Consider the following 15,688-nt stretch of genomic DNA (forward strand, 5'->3'; position numbering starts at 1 on the left):
TTCTTTGTTTCATATAACCAAAGCTTATTAAGCGGATTTACCCAGCCAGGCGTTCATCTCCACCACTTCGCGGGCGACCTCGCCCAGCCGTTTCTGGTTTTGCATGGCGCGCTGGCGCAACAAGCCGTGGGCCTCGTCCTCGGAAATCGAACGCGCCTTCATCAGGATGCCCTTGGCTTTTTCCACCCACTGGCGGTCGGCCAGGCGCAATTGCGCTTCGCGCAGTTCCTCGCGCCGTGACTTCTCCATGGCGAAGCGCTCGATCGCCACCGTCAGCAGCGGCTCGATGCGTCCGGCAGGTACGTCGCCCACCACGTAGGCCGCGACTCCGGCGCGCAAGGCGCCGCGTATGGTTTCTCGATTGCCGTTATCGGTGAACATCACCACCGGGCGATCACTGTGCTCGCTGGCCACACAGACGTTTTCCAGCGTGTCGCGGCCGGGCGCATCGCTGTCTATCAACACCACGTCGGGCGCGGCCTGAGCGATGGCGGCGGCCAGGTCCATGCCCGGCGCCATTTCGGCCACGACGTGCACGCCTGCCGCGGCCAGCGTCTGCCGCAGCGAAGCCGCGCGTCCTTCGCCATCGTTGAGCAGCATGACCTTGAGCATGAGATTCCCCTCTGATGCTTCCGATCACGCAAGTTCCATGCCATCGCATTTCGCGGCGCGGGCCGTCAGTCGCGCACAGCCGCAGCGCTCGGGCCGCACGCCGATGGTGCGCTGCTGCAACCGGTCACGCACCAAGTTGGTTCGCGCCCTGTTTTCCGACCGTGAGGGCCACGCTCGGGTTCGCGGAGCAGCGCCAGCGCAGGCGCGGCCTGGCGGGCATTCTGACCATGTTTTTTTCTTTCTGGCACAGCGTTTGCTTCAGTGGAATCGGGCTGCCAACGAAGGTTGCCCGACGCAACGCGCCGCGACTTGCGGCAAGGGACAACGACGTTCCGCAGCGCCTTCGGATGGGAATCCCGGGCGCGCGGGACGTTTTTTTTTGCCAGGAGCCATGCATGACGCCACCGACCCGTAGCCCCTCCACCGAAGCCGCAACGGCCGGGGACCCCAGCGCCAATGCCGCACGCCGCAAATGGCTCTGCGGCACGGCGCGCGCGGTGGCCGGCGCCAGCCTGCTGTCCCTGGTCGATCCGCTGGTGCGCGCCGGCGCCTGGGCCGCCGGCACCGACGCGCCCGAGAAGACCGAGGTCAAGATCGGCTTCATTCCGCTGACCGACTGCGCCTCGGTCGTGATGGCCTCGGTGCTGGGCCTGGACAAGAAGCACGGCGTGACGATCACGCCCTCCAAGGAAGCGTCCTGGGCCGCCGTGCGCGATAAGCTCATGAACGGCGAACTGGACATGGCGCACGTGCTCTACGGCCTGATCTACGGCGTGCACCTGGGCATAGGCGGACCGAAGAAGGACATGGCCGTGCTGATGAGCCTGAACCAGAACGGCCAGGCCATCACACTGTCGAACAAGCTGCTGGAGGCGGGCGTGCGCGACGGCGAATCGTTGGCCAGGCTGATGGCGTCCGACAAGCGCGAGTACACCTTTGCCCAGACCTTCCCTACCGGCACGCACGCGATGTGGCTGTACTACTGGCTGGCGACCTACGGCATCCATCCCATGAAGGACGCCAAGGTCATCACCGTGCCGCCGCCGCAGATGGTCGCCAACATGCGCGTGGGCAATATGGACGGCTACTGCGTGGGCGAGCCCTGGGGCGCGCGCGCCATCCTGGACAAGATCGGCTACACCGCCGTCGCCTCGCAAGGCATCTGGACGGATCACCCCGAGAAGGTGCTGGGCACCAGCGCGGACTTCGTGTCGCGCCATCCGAACACGGCCCGTGCGGTGACGGCCGCCATACTCGAAGCCGGCAAGTGGATCGATGCCTCGCCCGCCAACCGCCAGAAGGCCGCCGAGACCATTGCGGCCAAGTCCTACGTCAATACGGACGCCAGCGGCATCGTCGACCGCATGCTAGGCCGCTACGACGACGGGCTGGGGAAAAGCTGGACGGACGAGCACGCCATGCGCTTTTACGCCGATGGCGCCGCCAACTTCCCGTACCTGAGCGACGGTATGTGGTTCCTGACGCAGCACAAGCGCTGGGGGCTGCTGAAGGAACATCCCGATTATCTGGCGATGGCGAAACAGATCAACCGGATCGATCTCTACAAGCAGGCCGCGCAGGCCGCCGGCGTGGCGCTGCCGGCCAGCGAGATGCGCACTTCGAAACTCATCGACGGCGTGGTCTGGGACGGCAGCAACCCTGCCGCCTACGCCGACGGATTCAAGGTCAAGGCCTGAAAAAGAGGGGCACGCAATGTCTAACGCAACGAGTATGAGCCGCGGCGATGAACTCATGGCCCTTTGGCGCGAACGCCTGGAGTCCGCGCTGCGGGCCGTGGTGGGGCCCGTGGCGGGCTTCGCGCTGTTTGTGCTGGTATGGCAGGTGGTGGCGATGCGGATACCGGAAATTCCCACGCCGGGCGTCACCTGGCGGGCCGCCGTCGAACTTTTTTCCGATCCGTTCTATGACAACGGTCCCAATGACAAGGGCATAGGCTGGAACCTGCTGGCATCGCTGCAGCGCGTGGCTATCGGTTTCGGCCTGGCCGCGCTGGTCGGCATACCCGCAGGCTTTGCCATCGGCCGCTATGCGGCGGTGCGGGCGATGTTCTCGCCCATCGTCAGCCTGCTGCGGCCGGTGTCGCCGCTGGCCTGGCTGCCGTTGGGGCTGCTGCTGTTCAAGGCAGCCAATCCGGCCGCCGTATGGGCCATCTTCATCTGTTCGATCTGGCCGATGATCATCAATACCGCGGTCGGCGTGGCGCGCGTGCCGCAGGACTACCTGAACGTGGCGCGGGTGCTGAACCTGTCCGAATGGAAGGTGACCACCAAGGTGCTGCTGCCCGCCGTGCTGCCCTACATGCTGACCGGCGTGCGCCTGTCCATCGGCACCGCGTGGCTGGTGATCGTGGCGGCTGAAATGCTGACCGGCGGCACGGGCATCGGCTTCTGGCTCTGGGACGAATGGAACAACCTGAAGGTAGAGCACATCGTCATCGCCATTTTCGTGATCGGCATCGTCGGGCTGCTGCTGGAAACCCTATTGGTTGCCCTGGCCCGCCGCTACACCTACACCGAGGAATAGCGCCATGAAGAAACATGTACGCATCGAGCGCGTGGGCCAGACGTTCAACACCCGCAAGGGCGCATTCGTGGCGCTGCGCGACATCGACCTGACCGTGGAGCAGGGCGAGTTCATCACGCTGATCGGCCATTCCGGCTGCGGCAAATCGACCTTGCTCAATCTCATCGCGGGCCTGACCCGTCCCACCAGCGGCGTGCTGCTGTGCGCCGAGCGCGAGATCACAGGCCCCGGGCCCGACCGCGCGGTGGTGTTCCAAAACCATTCGCTGCTGCCCTGGTTGAGCTGCTTCCAGAACGTGTACCTGGCGGTGGAGCGCGTGTTCGGCGCTAGCGAAAAACGGCCGCAGCTGGCCGAGCGCACAAGCGCCGCGCTGGACCTGGTGGGGCTCTTGCCGGCGCAACACAAGCTGCCGCGCGAAATCTCCGGCGGCATGAAGCAGCGGGTGGGCATTGCGCGGGCGCTGGCGATCGAGCCGGACGTGCTGCTGATGGACGAACCCTTCGGCGCGCTCGATGCGCTGACCCGGGCGCATCTGCAGGACGAGCTGTTGAAGATCGTCGCCAAGACGCGCACCACCACCGTCATGGTCACGCACGACGTCGACGAGGCGGTGCTGCTGTCCGACCGCATCGTGATGCTGACCAACGGCCCGGCCGCGACCATCGGCGAGATCCTGGCCGTGCCCCTGCCGCGTCCGCGCGACCGCGTGCGTCTGGCCAATGACGCCATCTATCTGGCGTGCCGCGCGGCGGTGGTGGACTTCCTGCATCGCCGCCATGGCAATCCCGAACGCTCGCAAACGGCAATCCAGGCAAACGCCGCGCTGGATGCGGAGCCGCAGCCGCTGGCCGAGGCCGGCGCATCGCGCGCGGTCGCCTAGAGACAGCCATGGATGCGAAGCAGAAGCTGGTGGTGGTCGGCAATGGCATGGCGGGCATACGCACGCTGGAAGAACTGCTGAAGCTGACGCCCGATCTGTACGAGATCACGGTGTTCGGCGCCGAGCCGTACCCCAACTACAACCGCATCCTGCTGTCGCCGGTGCTGACGGGCGAGCAGAGCTTGCGGGACATCGTGCTCAATGACGAGGACTGGTATGCCCGCCACGGCATCCGCCTGCTGCTGAACCGCAAGGTCGCGGGCGTGAACCGCGCCCGGCGTACCGTGCTGGCGGACGATGGCTCCGAGACGCCTTATGACAGGCTGCTGCTGGCCACCGGCTCGAATCCCTTCATCCTGCCGGTGCCGGGCCGCGAGCTGGATGGCGTGGTCGCCTTTCGCGATATCCGCGACGTGAACCGCATGATAGAAGCGTCTGCGCGCTACCGGCACGCGGTGGTGATAGGCGGCGGCCTGCTGGGTCTGGAGGCTGCCAACGGCCTGGCCGCGCGCGGCATGGACGTGGCCGTGGTGCATCTGGGGGAAGCGCTGCTGGACCGGCAGCTGGACAGCGGCGCCGCAGCCATGCTGCGCCGCGGCCTGGAGGCGCGCGGCTTGAAGTTCCTGCTGGGGCGCCAGACCCGCGAGATTCTGGCCGGTGCCGACGGGCGGGTGCGCGCGCTGCGCTTCGCGGACGGGGAAGAGATTCTGGCGGACCTGGTGGTGATGGCGGTGGGTGTCAGGCCCAACACTGAACTGGCCGAGCGCTGCGGCCTGCATGTGAACCGCGGCGTGGTGGTCAGCGACACCTTGCAGACCTACGACCCGCGCATCTACGCGGTGGGCGAATGCGTGAGCCATCGCGGCACCGCCTATGGGCTGGTCGCGCCCTTGTACGAACAGGCGAAGGTGGCGGCCAACCACCTGGCGCTACATGGCATCAGCCGCTACGAAGGCAGCGTGGCTTCAACGCGCCTCAAGGTCACCGGCATCGACCTGTTTTCCGCCGGCGATTTCGCCGGAGGCCAGCAGACCGAGTCGATCACGCTGGCCGACACGCCGGGTGGCGTCTACAAGAAGCTGGTGATCCGCGACGACAGACTGGTGGGCGCCTGCCTGTATGGCGATACGGCGGACAGCACCTGGTATGTGCGCCTGATCCGCGAAGGCCGGCGCATCGGCGCTTTGCGCGAACGGCTCATGCACGGCGAAGCGGCGGGGGAAAATTAAGGAATGGACGCGCCCATGGCCCGCCGGATCGATATCGTGGACGCGACGCAGCAAGGCGTGCGCGAAGTGGCTTCGGTGTGCTGCTATTGCGGCACCGGCTGTGGCGTGCGGGTGGAAGCGCGCGACGGCGCCGTGGTGCGCGTGCGCGGCGACGAGCGCCACCCAGCCAACCATGGCAGGCTCTGCAGCAAGGGCCTGGCGCTGGCGGACACGGTGCGGCGCGACGGCGCGCGCGTGCTATCGGCGCAATGGCGCGAGACGCGCGCCGAGTCCATGCGCGCCATCGCGCTGGACCAGGCGCTGGACATCGTGGCGTCGAGGTTGGCCGACACCATTGCGCAACATGGTCCGGACGCCTTGGGCTTCTACCTGTCGGGACAGTTGCTGACCGAGGACTACGCGGTCTTCAACAAGCTGGCCCGCGCGCTGGCCGGCACCAACAACATCGACACCAATTCGCGCCTGTGCATGTCCAGCGCGGTCTCGGGCTACAAGCGCACGCTGGGCGCGGATGCGCCGCCGGCCTGCTACGAAGACCTGGACCTGGCTGACACGGTGCTGATCGCCGGTTCCAACATGGCCTATGCGCATCCCGTGCTGTTCCGGCGGCTGGAGGCCGCGCGGGCGCGGCGTCCGGGCATGAAGATCATCGTCGCGGACCCGCGGCGTACCGACACCGCGGCATTCGCCGATCTGCACCTGCAACTGGCGCCGGGCACGGATGTGGCCTTGTTCCACGCCATGCTCAATGTCCTGGAGCAGGAGGGGCTGCTGGACCACGGCTACATCCAGCGGCATACGGAAGGTTTCGAACCCCTGATGGCGCGCGCGCGGCGGTACACGCCGCAAGCGGCGCAGGCGATCTGCGGCGTGCCGGCGCAGGACATTGTCCGGGCGGCGCGCTGGTTCGGCTCGTCGGGCGCGGCGCTCTCGCTCTACACCATGGGCTTGAACCAGTCGGCCAGCGGCACCGACAAGAACGCCGCGCTGATACATCTGCATCTGGCGACCGGACAGATCGGCAAACCTGGCGCCGGGCCGTTCTCGCTGACGGGTCAGCCCAATGCCATGGGCGGGCGGGAGGCCGGCGGCATGGCCACGCTGCTGCCGGGTCACCGCGATCCCGCGTCGGCCGCCGACCGCGAGGCAAGCGCCGCGCTGTGGGGCGTGGATGCCTTGCCGCAGGCGCCGGGCGCCAGCGCGCTGGAGATGTTCGACGCGGCGCTGGAAGGGCGCATCAAGGTGCTGTGGATCGCGGCCACCAACCCGGCGCAGTCCCTGCCGGACCAGGCGCGGGTGCGCGCGGCGCTGGAACGCGCCGAATTCGTCATCGTGCAGGAGGCCTACGCGGGCACCGAGACCCTGGCCTACGCAGACCTGGTGCTGCCGGCCGCGACCTGGCCCGAGAAGTCCGGCACCGTGACCAATTCGGAACGCTGCATCAGCCGGGTGCGCGCAGCCATCGATCCGCCCGGCGACGCGCAGCCGGACTGGCGTCTGGCGCAGGCGGTCGCGCTGCGCCTGGCCGCCCGCATGGCCCCGCACAAAGCGGCGCTGTTCGCCTACCGGGATGAAAGCGAGGTCTTCGCCGAGCATGCCCGCACGACGGCGGGCCGGGACCTGGACTACAGCGGCCTGGATTACGCGACGCTGCATGCACACGGACCGCAGCAATGGCCGTACCGGCAGGGGCAGGGCACGGCGCGCCTGTATGCCGATGGCATGTTTCCCACGGCCAGCGGACGCGCCCGCTTCTGCGACGTGGATTACCGTCCCGTCGCGGAAGCCGCTACGTCGGAATACCCGCTACGGCTCACCACAGGCCGCCTGCGCGACCATTGGCACACCCTGGCGCGCACATCCCTGGCCCGCGCCCTGACGCAGCATGTCGAGGAACCGTGGGTGTCCATGAATCCCGAGGACATGCGCCGGCTCAAGCTGGAACCCGGCGCGCTGGTCAGGCTGGCATCGCGCCGGGGTAGTGTGGTGCTACCGGTGCAGGCGGACGATTCGCTGGCAGCGGGACAGGCGTTCCTGCCCATGCACTGGGGCAGCGCCTACATGGCCGGGTTGGGGGTGAACGCGTTGACCAATCCGGCCGCCGACCCCATTTCGCGCCAGCCGGAACTCAAGCACAGCGCCGTGTCCGCCGTACCGGCGGGCCTGCCATGGCAGGCCGCGGGCTGGTTGCAGGGCGATGGCGCCGTGCTGCGCGCGCGCCTGGCGCCGTGGTTGCGGCGCTTTGATTACGCGGTCGTCCTGCCCGTGGGCGCGGGCGGGGTGCGGATGCGTCTGGCGGCCCCCGCCGCGCCGCCGGTTGAGATGCTGGAAGCGATGGCGGATGCGCTCGGCCTGCTCCGACCCGACGTGGCTTTCGACGACCCCGCGCGTGGCCAGATGCGCAGGGTGCGACTGGAGCAGGGCGTGTTGCATGGCTTTTTGCTGGCAGGCGATCTGCGGGCGCAGGATGCACTGTTGTCCTGGGCCGGCGGCGGCGAGGCGCCAGCCAGCGTGGCGGCGCTGCTGACGGGGCGGATCGCGGGCGCGGTCCGCTCGCGCGCGGTCTGCGTTTGCAGTGGCGTGAGCGAGGCTGCGATCTTGGCCGGTATCGCCCGGGGCTGCGATCTGGCGGCCTTGAAAGCCACGCTGGGCTGCGGCACGGGTTGCGGCTCCTGCGTACCGGAGATCCAGGCACTGGTCGGCCGAGCCGCGCGCGCCGCCGTTCCCGCGTAGCCGCTGCTGGCGTGGCCGTGGCCGACACGTTCCGACACGCGCCGGGCCGCGCAACCGGTGTAGTATCAAGCCAGCCTTGCGCCAGGCGCGGGCGGTTTCTATCCGGATTCATGGAGTGGCTTGTGACGATGCGAAAAATGGCATCCCTGATTTTTACGGCGGGCGCGCTGGGGGCTGCCGCTGCGGCGCAGGCCGGCGTGTGCGACGCGCAATTCATGCATGACGGCGGCGCCGTGCAACTGACCGGCACCGGCAACCTGGCGCTGGGCGCCGACCTGACCTTCGCCGAAGTTACAAAAAGCAATGGAGACAATTGCCGCGCGCGAGTGCAGGGCGTGGCCACGTTCAGCTACGCGGGCCTGCCTCCGGGCAAATCCAAGCTGGACTACCTCATGACCGTCAAGGGCGGCCAGGCCACCTTCGTGCGCTACGCCAACGCGGGCGAGGCGCCGCAACCGTCGGAAGGCCAGTTCGACCTGCGCATGCTGGGGCTCTTCGCCTATGACGGCAACCTCAGCAGCGGGCAGAAGCTGCCGGGTTCATCCTTCCGGCTGAAGATCGGCAAGGAAGCGCCGGTGGGCGGACAGCCCAGCACGACGGTGCGCATCGGCGAAAAAACCGTGGGCCAGAAGGCCTCGGTGCATACCGCCTTGGGCGCGCAATCCTGCCATCCGATTTCGTACACGCGCAATTCGGATCCCACCATGGCCACTTTCCAGGGCCTGACCATTCCCATCCCCGGCATGAACACCAAGGTGACGGACTGGTACTGCCCGGCGCTCAACCTGGTGATGAAGCAGGACATCGACCAGGGCGGCGTCAAGTCCGCGGTTGAGATTACGCAAATCAAGTAGCACACCGTAGCAAGCCCGCCATGCGGCCTGCATGGCGGCTGGTATGATGGTTCCGTCATTGACACACAACAGGAGCTCAAATAATGGCCACGAGAAAATCCGAAGAAGTCGCAAAAGAAAAACTCATCGACAGTGTCAAGTCCAGCCTGAATGACGCCGAAAGCCTGCTGCGCGAAGCCGCCAGCAGCACGGGCGACAAGGCCAATGAATTGCGCGACCGCGCGCTGACGTCCCTGAAGCGCACGCGCGAAGCCTTGTACGAAGCGCAGGACGCCGTGCTGGAGCGCGGCCGCAAGGCAGCCCGTGCGACGGACGACTACGTGCATGACAATCCCTGGCAAGCCATCGGCATCGCAGGCGTGACCGGCCTGCTGCTCGGTTTGCTGATCAGCCGCCGCTGATAGGGCAGGACATCCGGGCGGGCGGCGCGGGCGTTTGGCCGCGCTTCCCGCCCGGCGTCCTTTTCAGCCATGGGTCTACGAAAATCTGTTTTCGGCGTTGCCTCCAGCGTGGTCGGGCTGTTGCGCACGCGCCTGGAACTGCTGGCGCTCGAAGCGGCCGATGAAAAGGCACGCCTGCTCAAACTGCTGGGCATGGCGTTTGCTGCGCTGCTGTTCCTGACATTGGCTGTGCTGGTCTTCACGGTCACCGTTGCAGTGGCGTTCTGGCCTACCGAAGACCGCTATCTGGCCTTGGGCCTGCTGGCGGGCTTCTATGGCCTGGTCGGCGTGATCCTGCTGGCGATGGTCCGGCATGGGTTGGTCTACGGCGCCCCGCCGTTCGCCGCCACGCTCGAGGAACTCGGGCGCGACGCCGAACTGCTGGAACGGGTGCGCGACGCGCAAGACGATGACGAGGCGCAGGCGCGCCGGCGCGAGGAGGGCTGAAGCATGACGAAAAGGTCTCCCACCGTCGACCGCGCCGTGCGCATCGAGCTGCTGCGCGCCCGCGCCGCCATCGAACGCGAATCGCTGGCGCAGAGCATCGCGTCCACCGGCCGCAAGCTGGAACCCGCCGCGCTGCTCAAGAGCTTGCTGCCCGGAATGGCGTCGGGCGGCGCATCGCGCTGGGCCTTGCAGGCGATCAGTCTGGCGAAGCGCTATCCCATCGTCAGCTCGTCGCTGTCCGCCATGATCATGCGCGGCGGCAAGCGCTCGAAGCTCTTGAAGATCGCCGGCGTCGGACTGATCGGCTGGCAGTTGTTCAAGGCGTGGCAGAGCTCGCGCCATGACGGCGATGCGGAAGCCGGGCGCTGACGCCGCGGTGCCGATCGCGAAAATAAAAACCCGCCGGTACGGCGGGTTTTTTCATGGCGGAGCGCCGTGGGTCAAAGCCCCAACTGCCCCCACATCTCATCCACCCGCTTCTTGACCTCGGCGTCCATGGTGATGGGAGTGCCCCATTCGCGGTTGGTCTCGCCGGGCCATTTGTTGGTGGCGTCCAGGCCCATCTTGCCGCCCAGGCCGGACACCGGTGAGGCGAAGTCCAGGTAGTCGATGGGCGTGTTCTCGACCAGCAGGGTGTCGCGCACAGGGTCCATGCGGGTGGTCATCGCCCACACCACTTCCTTCCAGTCGCGCGGGTTGATGTCCTCGTCCACCACCACGATGAACTTGGTGTACATGAACTGGCGCAGGATGCTCCATAGGCCGAACATGACGCGCTTGGCGTGGCCGGCGTACTGCTTGCGGATCGAGACCACCGCCAGGCGGTAGCTGCAGCCTTCCGGCGGCAGGTAGAAGTCGACGATCTCGGGCAGCTGGCGGCGCAGCAGCGGGACGAAGACCTCGTTGAGCGCCACGCCCAGCACGGCGGGCTCGTCGGGCGGCTTGCCGGTATAGGTGGAGTGGTAGATGGGATTGCGCCGCATCGTGATCCGTTCCACCGTGAAGACCGGGAACCAGTCCTGCTCGTTGTAGTAGCCGGTATGGTCGCCGTAGGGACCTTCCAGCGCCATTTCATAGTCGGTGTTCGGCGGCGGGTTGACGCCTTCGGGCACGACGGGCGCGATGGCGCGCGGGTCGGACGACGGTAGCAGGTGCCCCTCCAGCACGATCTCGGCCCAGGCGGGCACCGACAGGTCGCTGCCCAGGGCTTTGGCGACTTCGGTGCGGGAGCCGCGCAAGAGGCCCGCGAACTGGTATTCGGACAGGCTGTCGGGCACCGGCGTGACGGCGCCCAGCGTGGTGGCCGGATCGGCGCCCAGGGCGACGGCGATGGGGAAGGGCGTGCCGGGGTGGGCCAGCGCGTGGTCACGGAAATCCAGCGCGCCGCCGCGGTGCGACAGCCAGCGCATGATCAGCTTGTTGGGACCCAGCAGTTGCTGGCGGTAGATGCCCAGGTTCTGGCGGCGGGCATTGGGGCCGCGCGTGATCACCAGGCCCCAGGTCAGCAGCGGCGCCACGTCGCCGGGCCAGCAGGTCTGGATCGGCAGGCGCGTCAGGTCCACGTCCTTGCCTTCCCAGACGATTTCCTGGCAGGCGGGGCTCTTGACGTTCTTGGGGCTCATGTCCCACAAGGCGGCCTTCAGCATCGAGACCTTGGCCAACGCGTCGCGCAGGCCCTTGGGCGCTTCGGGCTCGCGCAGCGAGGCGAGCAGCTCGCCGATGTCGCGCAGGGCGCTGACGTCGTCGGCGCCCATGCCGCGGGCCACGCGCGAGGGAGTGCCGAACAGGTTGGCCAGCACCGGCATCTGCGCGGGCTGGTCGTTGTGCCGGGCGTTTTCAAACAGCAGGGCGGGGCCTTCCGCACGCAGGACGCGGTCGGATATTTCAGTCATTTCCAGCCGGGTGGACACCGGCGCAGCGATGCGTCTGAGCTCGCCCATGCGTTCAAGTTGAGCGAGGAAGTCTCTAAGGTCGCGGTATTTCACTACAGATCCCAGCTATTTGGTTACATATTGGGTAGACAGAGAGGTTAACATTGACTCCCTCTTTTTTAACGCAGGAGGTTTTATGCCCGATGCGTCAGTGGCCAGTGTGTTCCGTAGCCTGGCCCAAGGAGTGCACCAATATCTTGCCGAATCCCTGCGCATCTGCTCCGTTTATCTGGGCATTGCGGTCATTGTGACGGTAAGCATGGGATTCGCCCTGCCCGGTTTGCGCGACCAGGCATTGCAAGTGCACAAAGCCTTGTTGACCGCCCTAGCGCCTTCATCCATGCAAGCCAGCTCCGAATCCGAAGCGGGTTCCGAACTGGGTTCCGACATGTCGTCGGCAATTGCCATGGCCGTTCCCACCGCTCCCGCCAGCAATGCCACCGGCATGCTGGGGCCCGCCCGTGTCGCCCCGCCGGCGCCCAAGCCCGTCGCGCTGACCGCCACCGGTCCGCAGGCGGAAGCCTTGCGCAACTATATTTCGCGCAAGTACAAGGTCGCCTATGACGCCACCGGCCCGCTCTTGAACACCGTGTACAAGGTCAGCCGCGAGAAACAGCTGGATCCGCTGCTGGTCCTGGCCGTCATCGCCATCGAGTCCCGTTACAACCCCCTGGCTGAAAGCCATGTGGGCGCCCAGGGACTGATGCAGGTGATGACCAGCGTGCACCAGGACAAGTTCGACGCGGTCGGCAAGACCGCGCTGGACCCCGCCGCCAACATCGGCGTGGGCGCCACGATCCTGCGCGACTGTATCAACCGCCGCGGCTCGGTCGATGGCGGGCTGGCCTGCTACGTCGGCGCCACGGGGCCCGACGACAACGGCTACGGCGCCAAGGTGCAGGCGGAACGCCGCCGCCTGGCGCTGGCCTCCGGGATCGCGCTGGCGCGCGATTGATTCCCGTCCTGGCCTGAATGCAAAGCGCGTCCCTCGGGACGCGCTTTGTTTTTGTGGGTTTGCCGCCGGACTCAGCCCTGCAGCAGCCGGCCGATGCGGGCGACGGCCTCTTCCAGGCGATCCAGACCGGTGGCGTAGGAAAAGCGCATGGTGTGCTTGCCATGGGCCGGCCCGAAGTCCAGCCCCGGCACCGCGGCCACGCCGGCCTCCAACAGCAGGCGCTGGGAGAAGGCGGCGCTGTCCATGCCCAGGTTGGCGATGTCGGCATAAATATAGAAGGCGCCGTCGGGCTTGACCGGCACCTGGATCCCCAGGCGCTCGAATTCTGGCAGCAGGTAGTCGCGGCGCTGCTTGAAGGCTTCGCGGCGGTGCTCGAAGGTCTTCATCGCCCCGGCCGAGAAGCAGGCCAGCGCGGCATGCTGGGCCAGGGTGGGCGCGCAGATCGCCAGGCTGGCGGCGATTTTCTCCACCGGCGCCACCATGTCCTCGGGCACGATCATCCAGCCCAGGCGCCAGCCGGTCATGTGGAAGTACTTGGAGAAGCTGTTGATGACGATGACATCGTCGTCCAGGGTCAGCGCCGAGCGCGGCTGGCCTTCATAGGACAGGCCCAGGTAGATTTCGTCGACGATGGCGAAGCCGTCGCGGGCGCGGACCTGCGCCAGCAGCTCGGCCAGTTCGGCGTGGTCGATGGAAGTGCCGGTGGGATTGCTAGGCGAGGCGACCAGCACGCCCTGGGTGGCCGGCGTCCAGTGGCTGGCCACATCCTGGGCCGACAGCTGGAAGCGCTTCGCCGCCGTGCTCGGAATCAGGCGCGGCACGCCGCCCGCGGCCAGCACGAAATTGCTGTTGGCGGGGTAGGACGGGTCCGGCATCAGCACTTCGCCGCCCTGGTTGACCAGCGCCGCGCAGGCCAGCGTCAGCGCGCCGGAGGCGCCCGCGGTGACGATGACGCGGGACGGATTGATCCGGGCGCCGAATTGTTCGTGGTAGAACTGGGCGATGGCTTCGCGCAGCGGCGTCAGGCCGGCCGAGGGGCTGTAGCCGCTGAGTCCGGCGCGCGCGGCGCGCTCCAGCGCTTCCACCACCTGGGGCGGCGCGGTAAAGTCCGGTTCGCCGATACCCAGGCTGATAATGTCCTTGCCCGCCGCCTGCAGCGCCTGCGCTTGCTTGAATAGTTCCATTACCTGGAAGGTCAGGAAGTCGTTGGTGCGAGTGGCAAGGCGGGGCATCGGATTCTCGAAGGCGTTTCGTAGCGAAAAAGGAATTGTAGTCATGCAGCCATCCCGGCGCGCTTTCCTCCTGGGCCGTCGGCCGGTCCGCAGCCCGTGGGCGTCCTTCATCGAGCGGCTGGCCCTGCTTTGCCAGGGTCAGGTCCGAGATCTGGGCGAGGCGGGGGCGGCAGGCCCACGAGGCGTGCTCGTCCCCGCGCGGGACGCGGACGTGGCGCACGCGCGCACCCTGTGCGCGGAATATCGCGTGACGCTGGTGCTGGAAGGGGCCGAAGGGCCTTTTGAATCGTCGCCCGGCGAAGCGTCGCCCGGCGAATCGTCGCCCGGCGAATCGTCGCCCGGCGAATCGTCGCCCGGTCCTGTTCTCAGGGTGGATCCGTCCGCTTTGAGCGGTCTGGTCCGCCTGGCGGGCGGCACCGGGCGGTGGCGCGCCCAGCCAGGAACGACGCTGGCGACGCTGACCCAGGCCGGGCTGCGCCAATTTGCCGGCTTTCCGGGCGACATGACGCTGGCAGCCTGGCTGGCCGCGCCAGCCCGCTGGCCCGCCGGGCGCTGTGCGGATTCCGGAGTGCTGGCGCTGGATGTGATGCTGGCCGACGGCATAGAGGAAACGCTGGGTCCGTTCGGCGAGGCCGACGTCCAGCCCTTGCGTTCCGTCACCGTTCAGCGCCTGGTGCCGGCGCTGTTCCAGCTGGCTTCGGGCGGGGACGCCTTCGCCACCCGCGATGGCGATCGCTGGCTGGGCCGCTACCGGCTGGATGCCCTGAAGCCCGAGGCGCCCGCCACCGTCAACCTGGCGCATCTGCTGCTGGGGCATGGCGGCACGCTGGCCTGGGTGCAGGCGGTGACGCTGACGGACGCCGAGCCGGCGCCACCAGTCTCTGCGCCTGCGGAGCCGCCCGGACTGGCCACGACCCGCCTGGATTCCCGCGTGAAGGCGCAGTTCGATCCCGATGGACGGTTTCCCGTGTTCCGTAGCGCGGGAGAAGAGTGAGATCCGCCCAGCGGAAGGGGGATGAGGCCCGCCCCAAGGGTAGGGACAATTTCCGCATCGCGGAATCGCGACAATTTGTAAGCTGGCGCTAACATGGAATGCGCATTCCGATCCAACGGGCAAGAGGGCATAGCCGAGGTATCGCGGCGCACGCCATCGGAATAGAATTCCCCCCTTTCGTGTCACACACTCTAGCCAGTAGCCGCCCCTATGGATGCCAATCTCCGCAAAGCCGCCCTTGAATATCATGAGCACGGGCGTCCCGGCAAAATCTCGGTCACGCCGACCAAGCAGCTCACCAACCAGCGCGACCTGGCCCTGGCGTATTCGCCCGGCGTGGCGGCAGCCTGTGAAGAGATCGTGGCCGACCCGGCCAACGTCTATCGCTACACGGCGCGCGGCAACCTGGTGGGCGTGATCACCAACGGCACCGCCGTGCTGGGCCTGGGCAATATCGGCGCGCTGGCCTCCAAGCCGGTGATGGAAGGCAAGGCGGTGCTGTTCAAGAAGTTCGCCGGCCTGGATGTTTTCGACATCGAAATCAACGAGACCGACCCGGACAAGCTGGTCGAGATCATCGCCGGCCTGGAAGCCACCTTCGGCGGCATCAACCTTGAAGACATCAAGGCGCCGGAATGCTTCACCGTCGAGCGCAAGCTGCGCGAGCGCATGAAGATTCCCGTCTTCCACGACGACCAGCATGGCACCGCGATTTGCGTATCCGCCGCCTTCATCAACGGCCTGAAGGTCGTGGGCAAGGACATCAAGCAGGTCAAGGTGGTGACGTCGGGCGCGGGCGCCGCGGCGCTGGCCTGCCTGGACCTGATGGTGGACCTG

At 67.2% G+C, this 15,688-nt stretch carries 13 protein-coding genes and 2 pseudogenes; 12 read left to right on the top strand and 3 right to left on the bottom strand.

Annotated elements, in window-relative coordinates; translation table 11 throughout:
- Nucleotides 1-27: 27 nt before the first annotated feature.
- Entirely contained in the window at nucleotides 28-612 is a 585-nt protein-coding gene (locus HWY37_RS32425) for an ANTAR domain-containing response regulator (protein WP_175209639.1), read from the bottom strand.
- A gap of 395 nt (nucleotides 613-1,007) precedes the next feature.
- Here HWY37_RS32425 and HWY37_RS32430 point away from each other — a divergent pair, with 395 nt between their 5' ends.
- From HWY37_RS32430 to HWY37_RS32470, 9 genes and pseudogenes are all read left to right on the top strand, one after another.
- Nucleotides 1,008-2,309 carry a CmpA/NrtA family ABC transporter substrate-binding protein gene (locus HWY37_RS32430; protein ID WP_175209640.1) on the top strand — a complete coding sequence of 434 codons (1,302 nt, stop codon included), beginning with the start codon at nucleotides 1,008-1,010 and terminating at the stop codon, nucleotides 2,307-2,309.
- Nucleotides 2,310-2,364: 55 nt separating this feature from the next.
- On the top strand, nucleotides 2,365-3,156 hold the full coding sequence (gene ntrB, locus HWY37_RS32435) for a nitrate ABC transporter permease (protein WP_246302464.1): 792 nt from the start codon (nucleotides 2,365-2,367) through the stop codon (nucleotides 3,154-3,156).
- 4 nt (nucleotides 3,157-3,160) lie between these two features.
- Nucleotides 3,161-4,036 carry an ABC transporter ATP-binding protein gene (locus HWY37_RS32440; protein WP_176090714.1) on the top strand — a complete coding sequence of 292 codons (876 nt, stop codon included), beginning with the start codon at nucleotides 3,161-3,163 and terminating at the stop codon, nucleotides 4,034-4,036.
- Between the two features lie 8 nt (nucleotides 4,037-4,044).
- Nucleotides 4,045-5,253 (top strand): annotated as a pseudogene (locus HWY37_RS32445) (NAD(P)/FAD-dependent oxidoreductase); the annotation flags it as partial.
- A 15-nt stretch (nucleotides 5,254-5,268) separates the two neighbouring features.
- On the top strand, nucleotides 5,269-7,998 hold the full coding sequence (locus HWY37_RS32450) for a nitrate reductase (RefSeq protein ID WP_176090716.1): 2,730 nt from the start codon (nucleotides 5,269-5,271) through the stop codon (nucleotides 7,996-7,998).
- Nucleotides 7,999-8,126: 128 nt separating this feature from the next.
- Nucleotides 8,127-8,852: a hypothetical protein gene (locus HWY37_RS32455; protein ID WP_425485063.1), complete on the top strand. Its 726-nt coding sequence runs from the start codon at nucleotides 8,127-8,129 to the stop codon at nucleotides 8,850-8,852.
- An 83-nt stretch (nucleotides 8,853-8,935) separates the two neighbouring features.
- Nucleotides 8,936-9,253: an ElaB/YgaM/YqjD family protein gene (locus tag HWY37_RS32460; RefSeq protein ID WP_013395739.1), complete on the top strand. Its 318-nt coding sequence runs from the start codon at nucleotides 8,936-8,938 to the stop codon at nucleotides 9,251-9,253.
- A 69-nt stretch (nucleotides 9,254-9,322) separates the two neighbouring features.
- Nucleotides 9,323-9,739 carry a phage holin family protein gene (locus HWY37_RS32465; RefSeq protein WP_175209646.1) on the top strand — a complete coding sequence of 139 codons (417 nt, stop codon included), beginning with the start codon at nucleotides 9,323-9,325 and terminating at the stop codon, nucleotides 9,737-9,739.
- A 3-nt stretch (nucleotides 9,740-9,742) separates the two neighbouring features.
- Nucleotides 9,743-10,108, top strand: a complete 366-nt coding sequence (locus HWY37_RS32470) for a hypothetical protein (protein WP_175209648.1) — start codon at nucleotides 9,743-9,745, stop codon at nucleotides 10,106-10,108.
- A 71-nt stretch (nucleotides 10,109-10,179) separates the two neighbouring features.
- Here HWY37_RS32470 and ubiD read toward each other — a convergent pair whose 3' ends face one another.
- A complete protein-coding gene (gene ubiD / locus HWY37_RS32475; RefSeq protein WP_176090718.1) occupies nucleotides 10,180-11,724 on the bottom strand; it encodes a 4-hydroxy-3-polyprenylbenzoate decarboxylase in 1,545 nt (514 codons plus the stop codon).
- 82 nt (nucleotides 11,725-11,806) lie between these two features.
- On the opposite strand from ubiD, the gene HWY37_RS32480 reads away from it, so the two are divergent.
- Nucleotides 11,807-12,625 (top strand): lytic transglycosylase domain-containing protein, encoded by an 819-nt coding sequence (locus HWY37_RS32480; RefSeq protein WP_176090719.1) that lies wholly within the window; start codon nucleotides 11,807-11,809, stop codon nucleotides 12,623-12,625.
- A gap of 71 nt (nucleotides 12,626-12,696) precedes the next feature.
- Here the strand turns inward: HWY37_RS32480 and HWY37_RS32485 are convergent, their stop codons facing one another.
- Nucleotides 12,697-13,857, bottom strand: coding sequence for a pyridoxal phosphate-dependent aminotransferase (locus tag HWY37_RS32485; protein WP_175209653.1), 1,161 nt, complete (start codon nucleotides 13,855-13,857; stop codon nucleotides 12,697-12,699).
- Nucleotides 13,858-13,900: 43 nt separating this feature from the next.
- Between HWY37_RS32485 and HWY37_RS32490 the strand changes: the two genes are divergently transcribed.
- Together HWY37_RS32490 and HWY37_RS32495 are read left to right on the top strand one after the other, a co-directional pair.
- On the top strand, nucleotides 13,901-14,851 hold the full coding sequence (locus HWY37_RS32490; protein WP_176090720.1) for an FAD-binding oxidoreductase: 951 nt from the start codon (nucleotides 13,901-13,903) through the stop codon (nucleotides 14,849-14,851).
- A gap of 210 nt (nucleotides 14,852-15,061) precedes the next feature.
- Nucleotides 15,062-15,688: pseudogene (locus tag HWY37_RS32495) on the top strand (NADP-dependent malic enzyme); the annotation flags it as partial.

The sequence above is a fragment of the Achromobacter anxifer genome, assembly GCF_903652925.1.
GTDB lineage: Bacteria > Pseudomonadota > Gammaproteobacteria > Burkholderiales > Burkholderiaceae_B > Achromobacter > Achromobacter anxifer.

Bases quoted from the DNA above. Each gene is read 5' to 3' on its own strand.
- HWY37_RS32425 (WP_175209639.1), bottom strand. From the start codon at position 612: ATGCTCAAGGTCATGCTGCTCAACGATGGCGAAGGACGCGCGGCTTCG.
- HWY37_RS32430 (WP_175209640.1), top strand. From the start codon at position 1,008: ATGACGCCACCGACCCGTAGCCCCTCCACCGAAGCCGCAACGGCCGGG.
- ntrB (WP_246302464.1), top strand. From the start codon at position 2,365: ATGGCCCTTTGGCGCGAACGCCTGGAGTCCGCGCTGCGGGCCGTGGTG.
- HWY37_RS32440 (WP_176090714.1), top strand. From the start codon at position 3,161: ATGAAGAAACATGTACGCATCGAGCGCGTGGGCCAGACGTTCAACACC.
- HWY37_RS32450 (WP_176090716.1), top strand. From the start codon at position 5,269: ATGGACGCGCCCATGGCCCGCCGGATCGATATCGTGGACGCGACGCAG.
- HWY37_RS32455 (WP_425485063.1), top strand. From the start codon at position 8,127: ATGCGAAAAATGGCATCCCTGATTTTTACGGCGGGCGCGCTGGGGGCT.
- HWY37_RS32460 (WP_013395739.1), top strand. From the start codon at position 8,936: ATGGCCACGAGAAAATCCGAAGAAGTCGCAAAAGAAAAACTCATCGAC.
- HWY37_RS32465 (WP_175209646.1), top strand. From the start codon at position 9,323: ATGGGTCTACGAAAATCTGTTTTCGGCGTTGCCTCCAGCGTGGTCGGG.
- HWY37_RS32470 (WP_175209648.1), top strand. From the start codon at position 9,743: ATGACGAAAAGGTCTCCCACCGTCGACCGCGCCGTGCGCATCGAGCTG.
- HWY37_RS32480 (WP_176090719.1), top strand. From the start codon at position 11,807: ATGCCCGATGCGTCAGTGGCCAGTGTGTTCCGTAGCCTGGCCCAAGGA.
- HWY37_RS32485 (WP_175209653.1), bottom strand. From the start codon at position 13,857: ATGCCCCGCCTTGCCACTCGCACCAACGACTTCCTGACCTTCCAGGTA.
- HWY37_RS32490 (WP_176090720.1), top strand. From the start codon at position 13,901: ATGCAGCCATCCCGGCGCGCTTTCCTCCTGGGCCGTCGGCCGGTCCGC.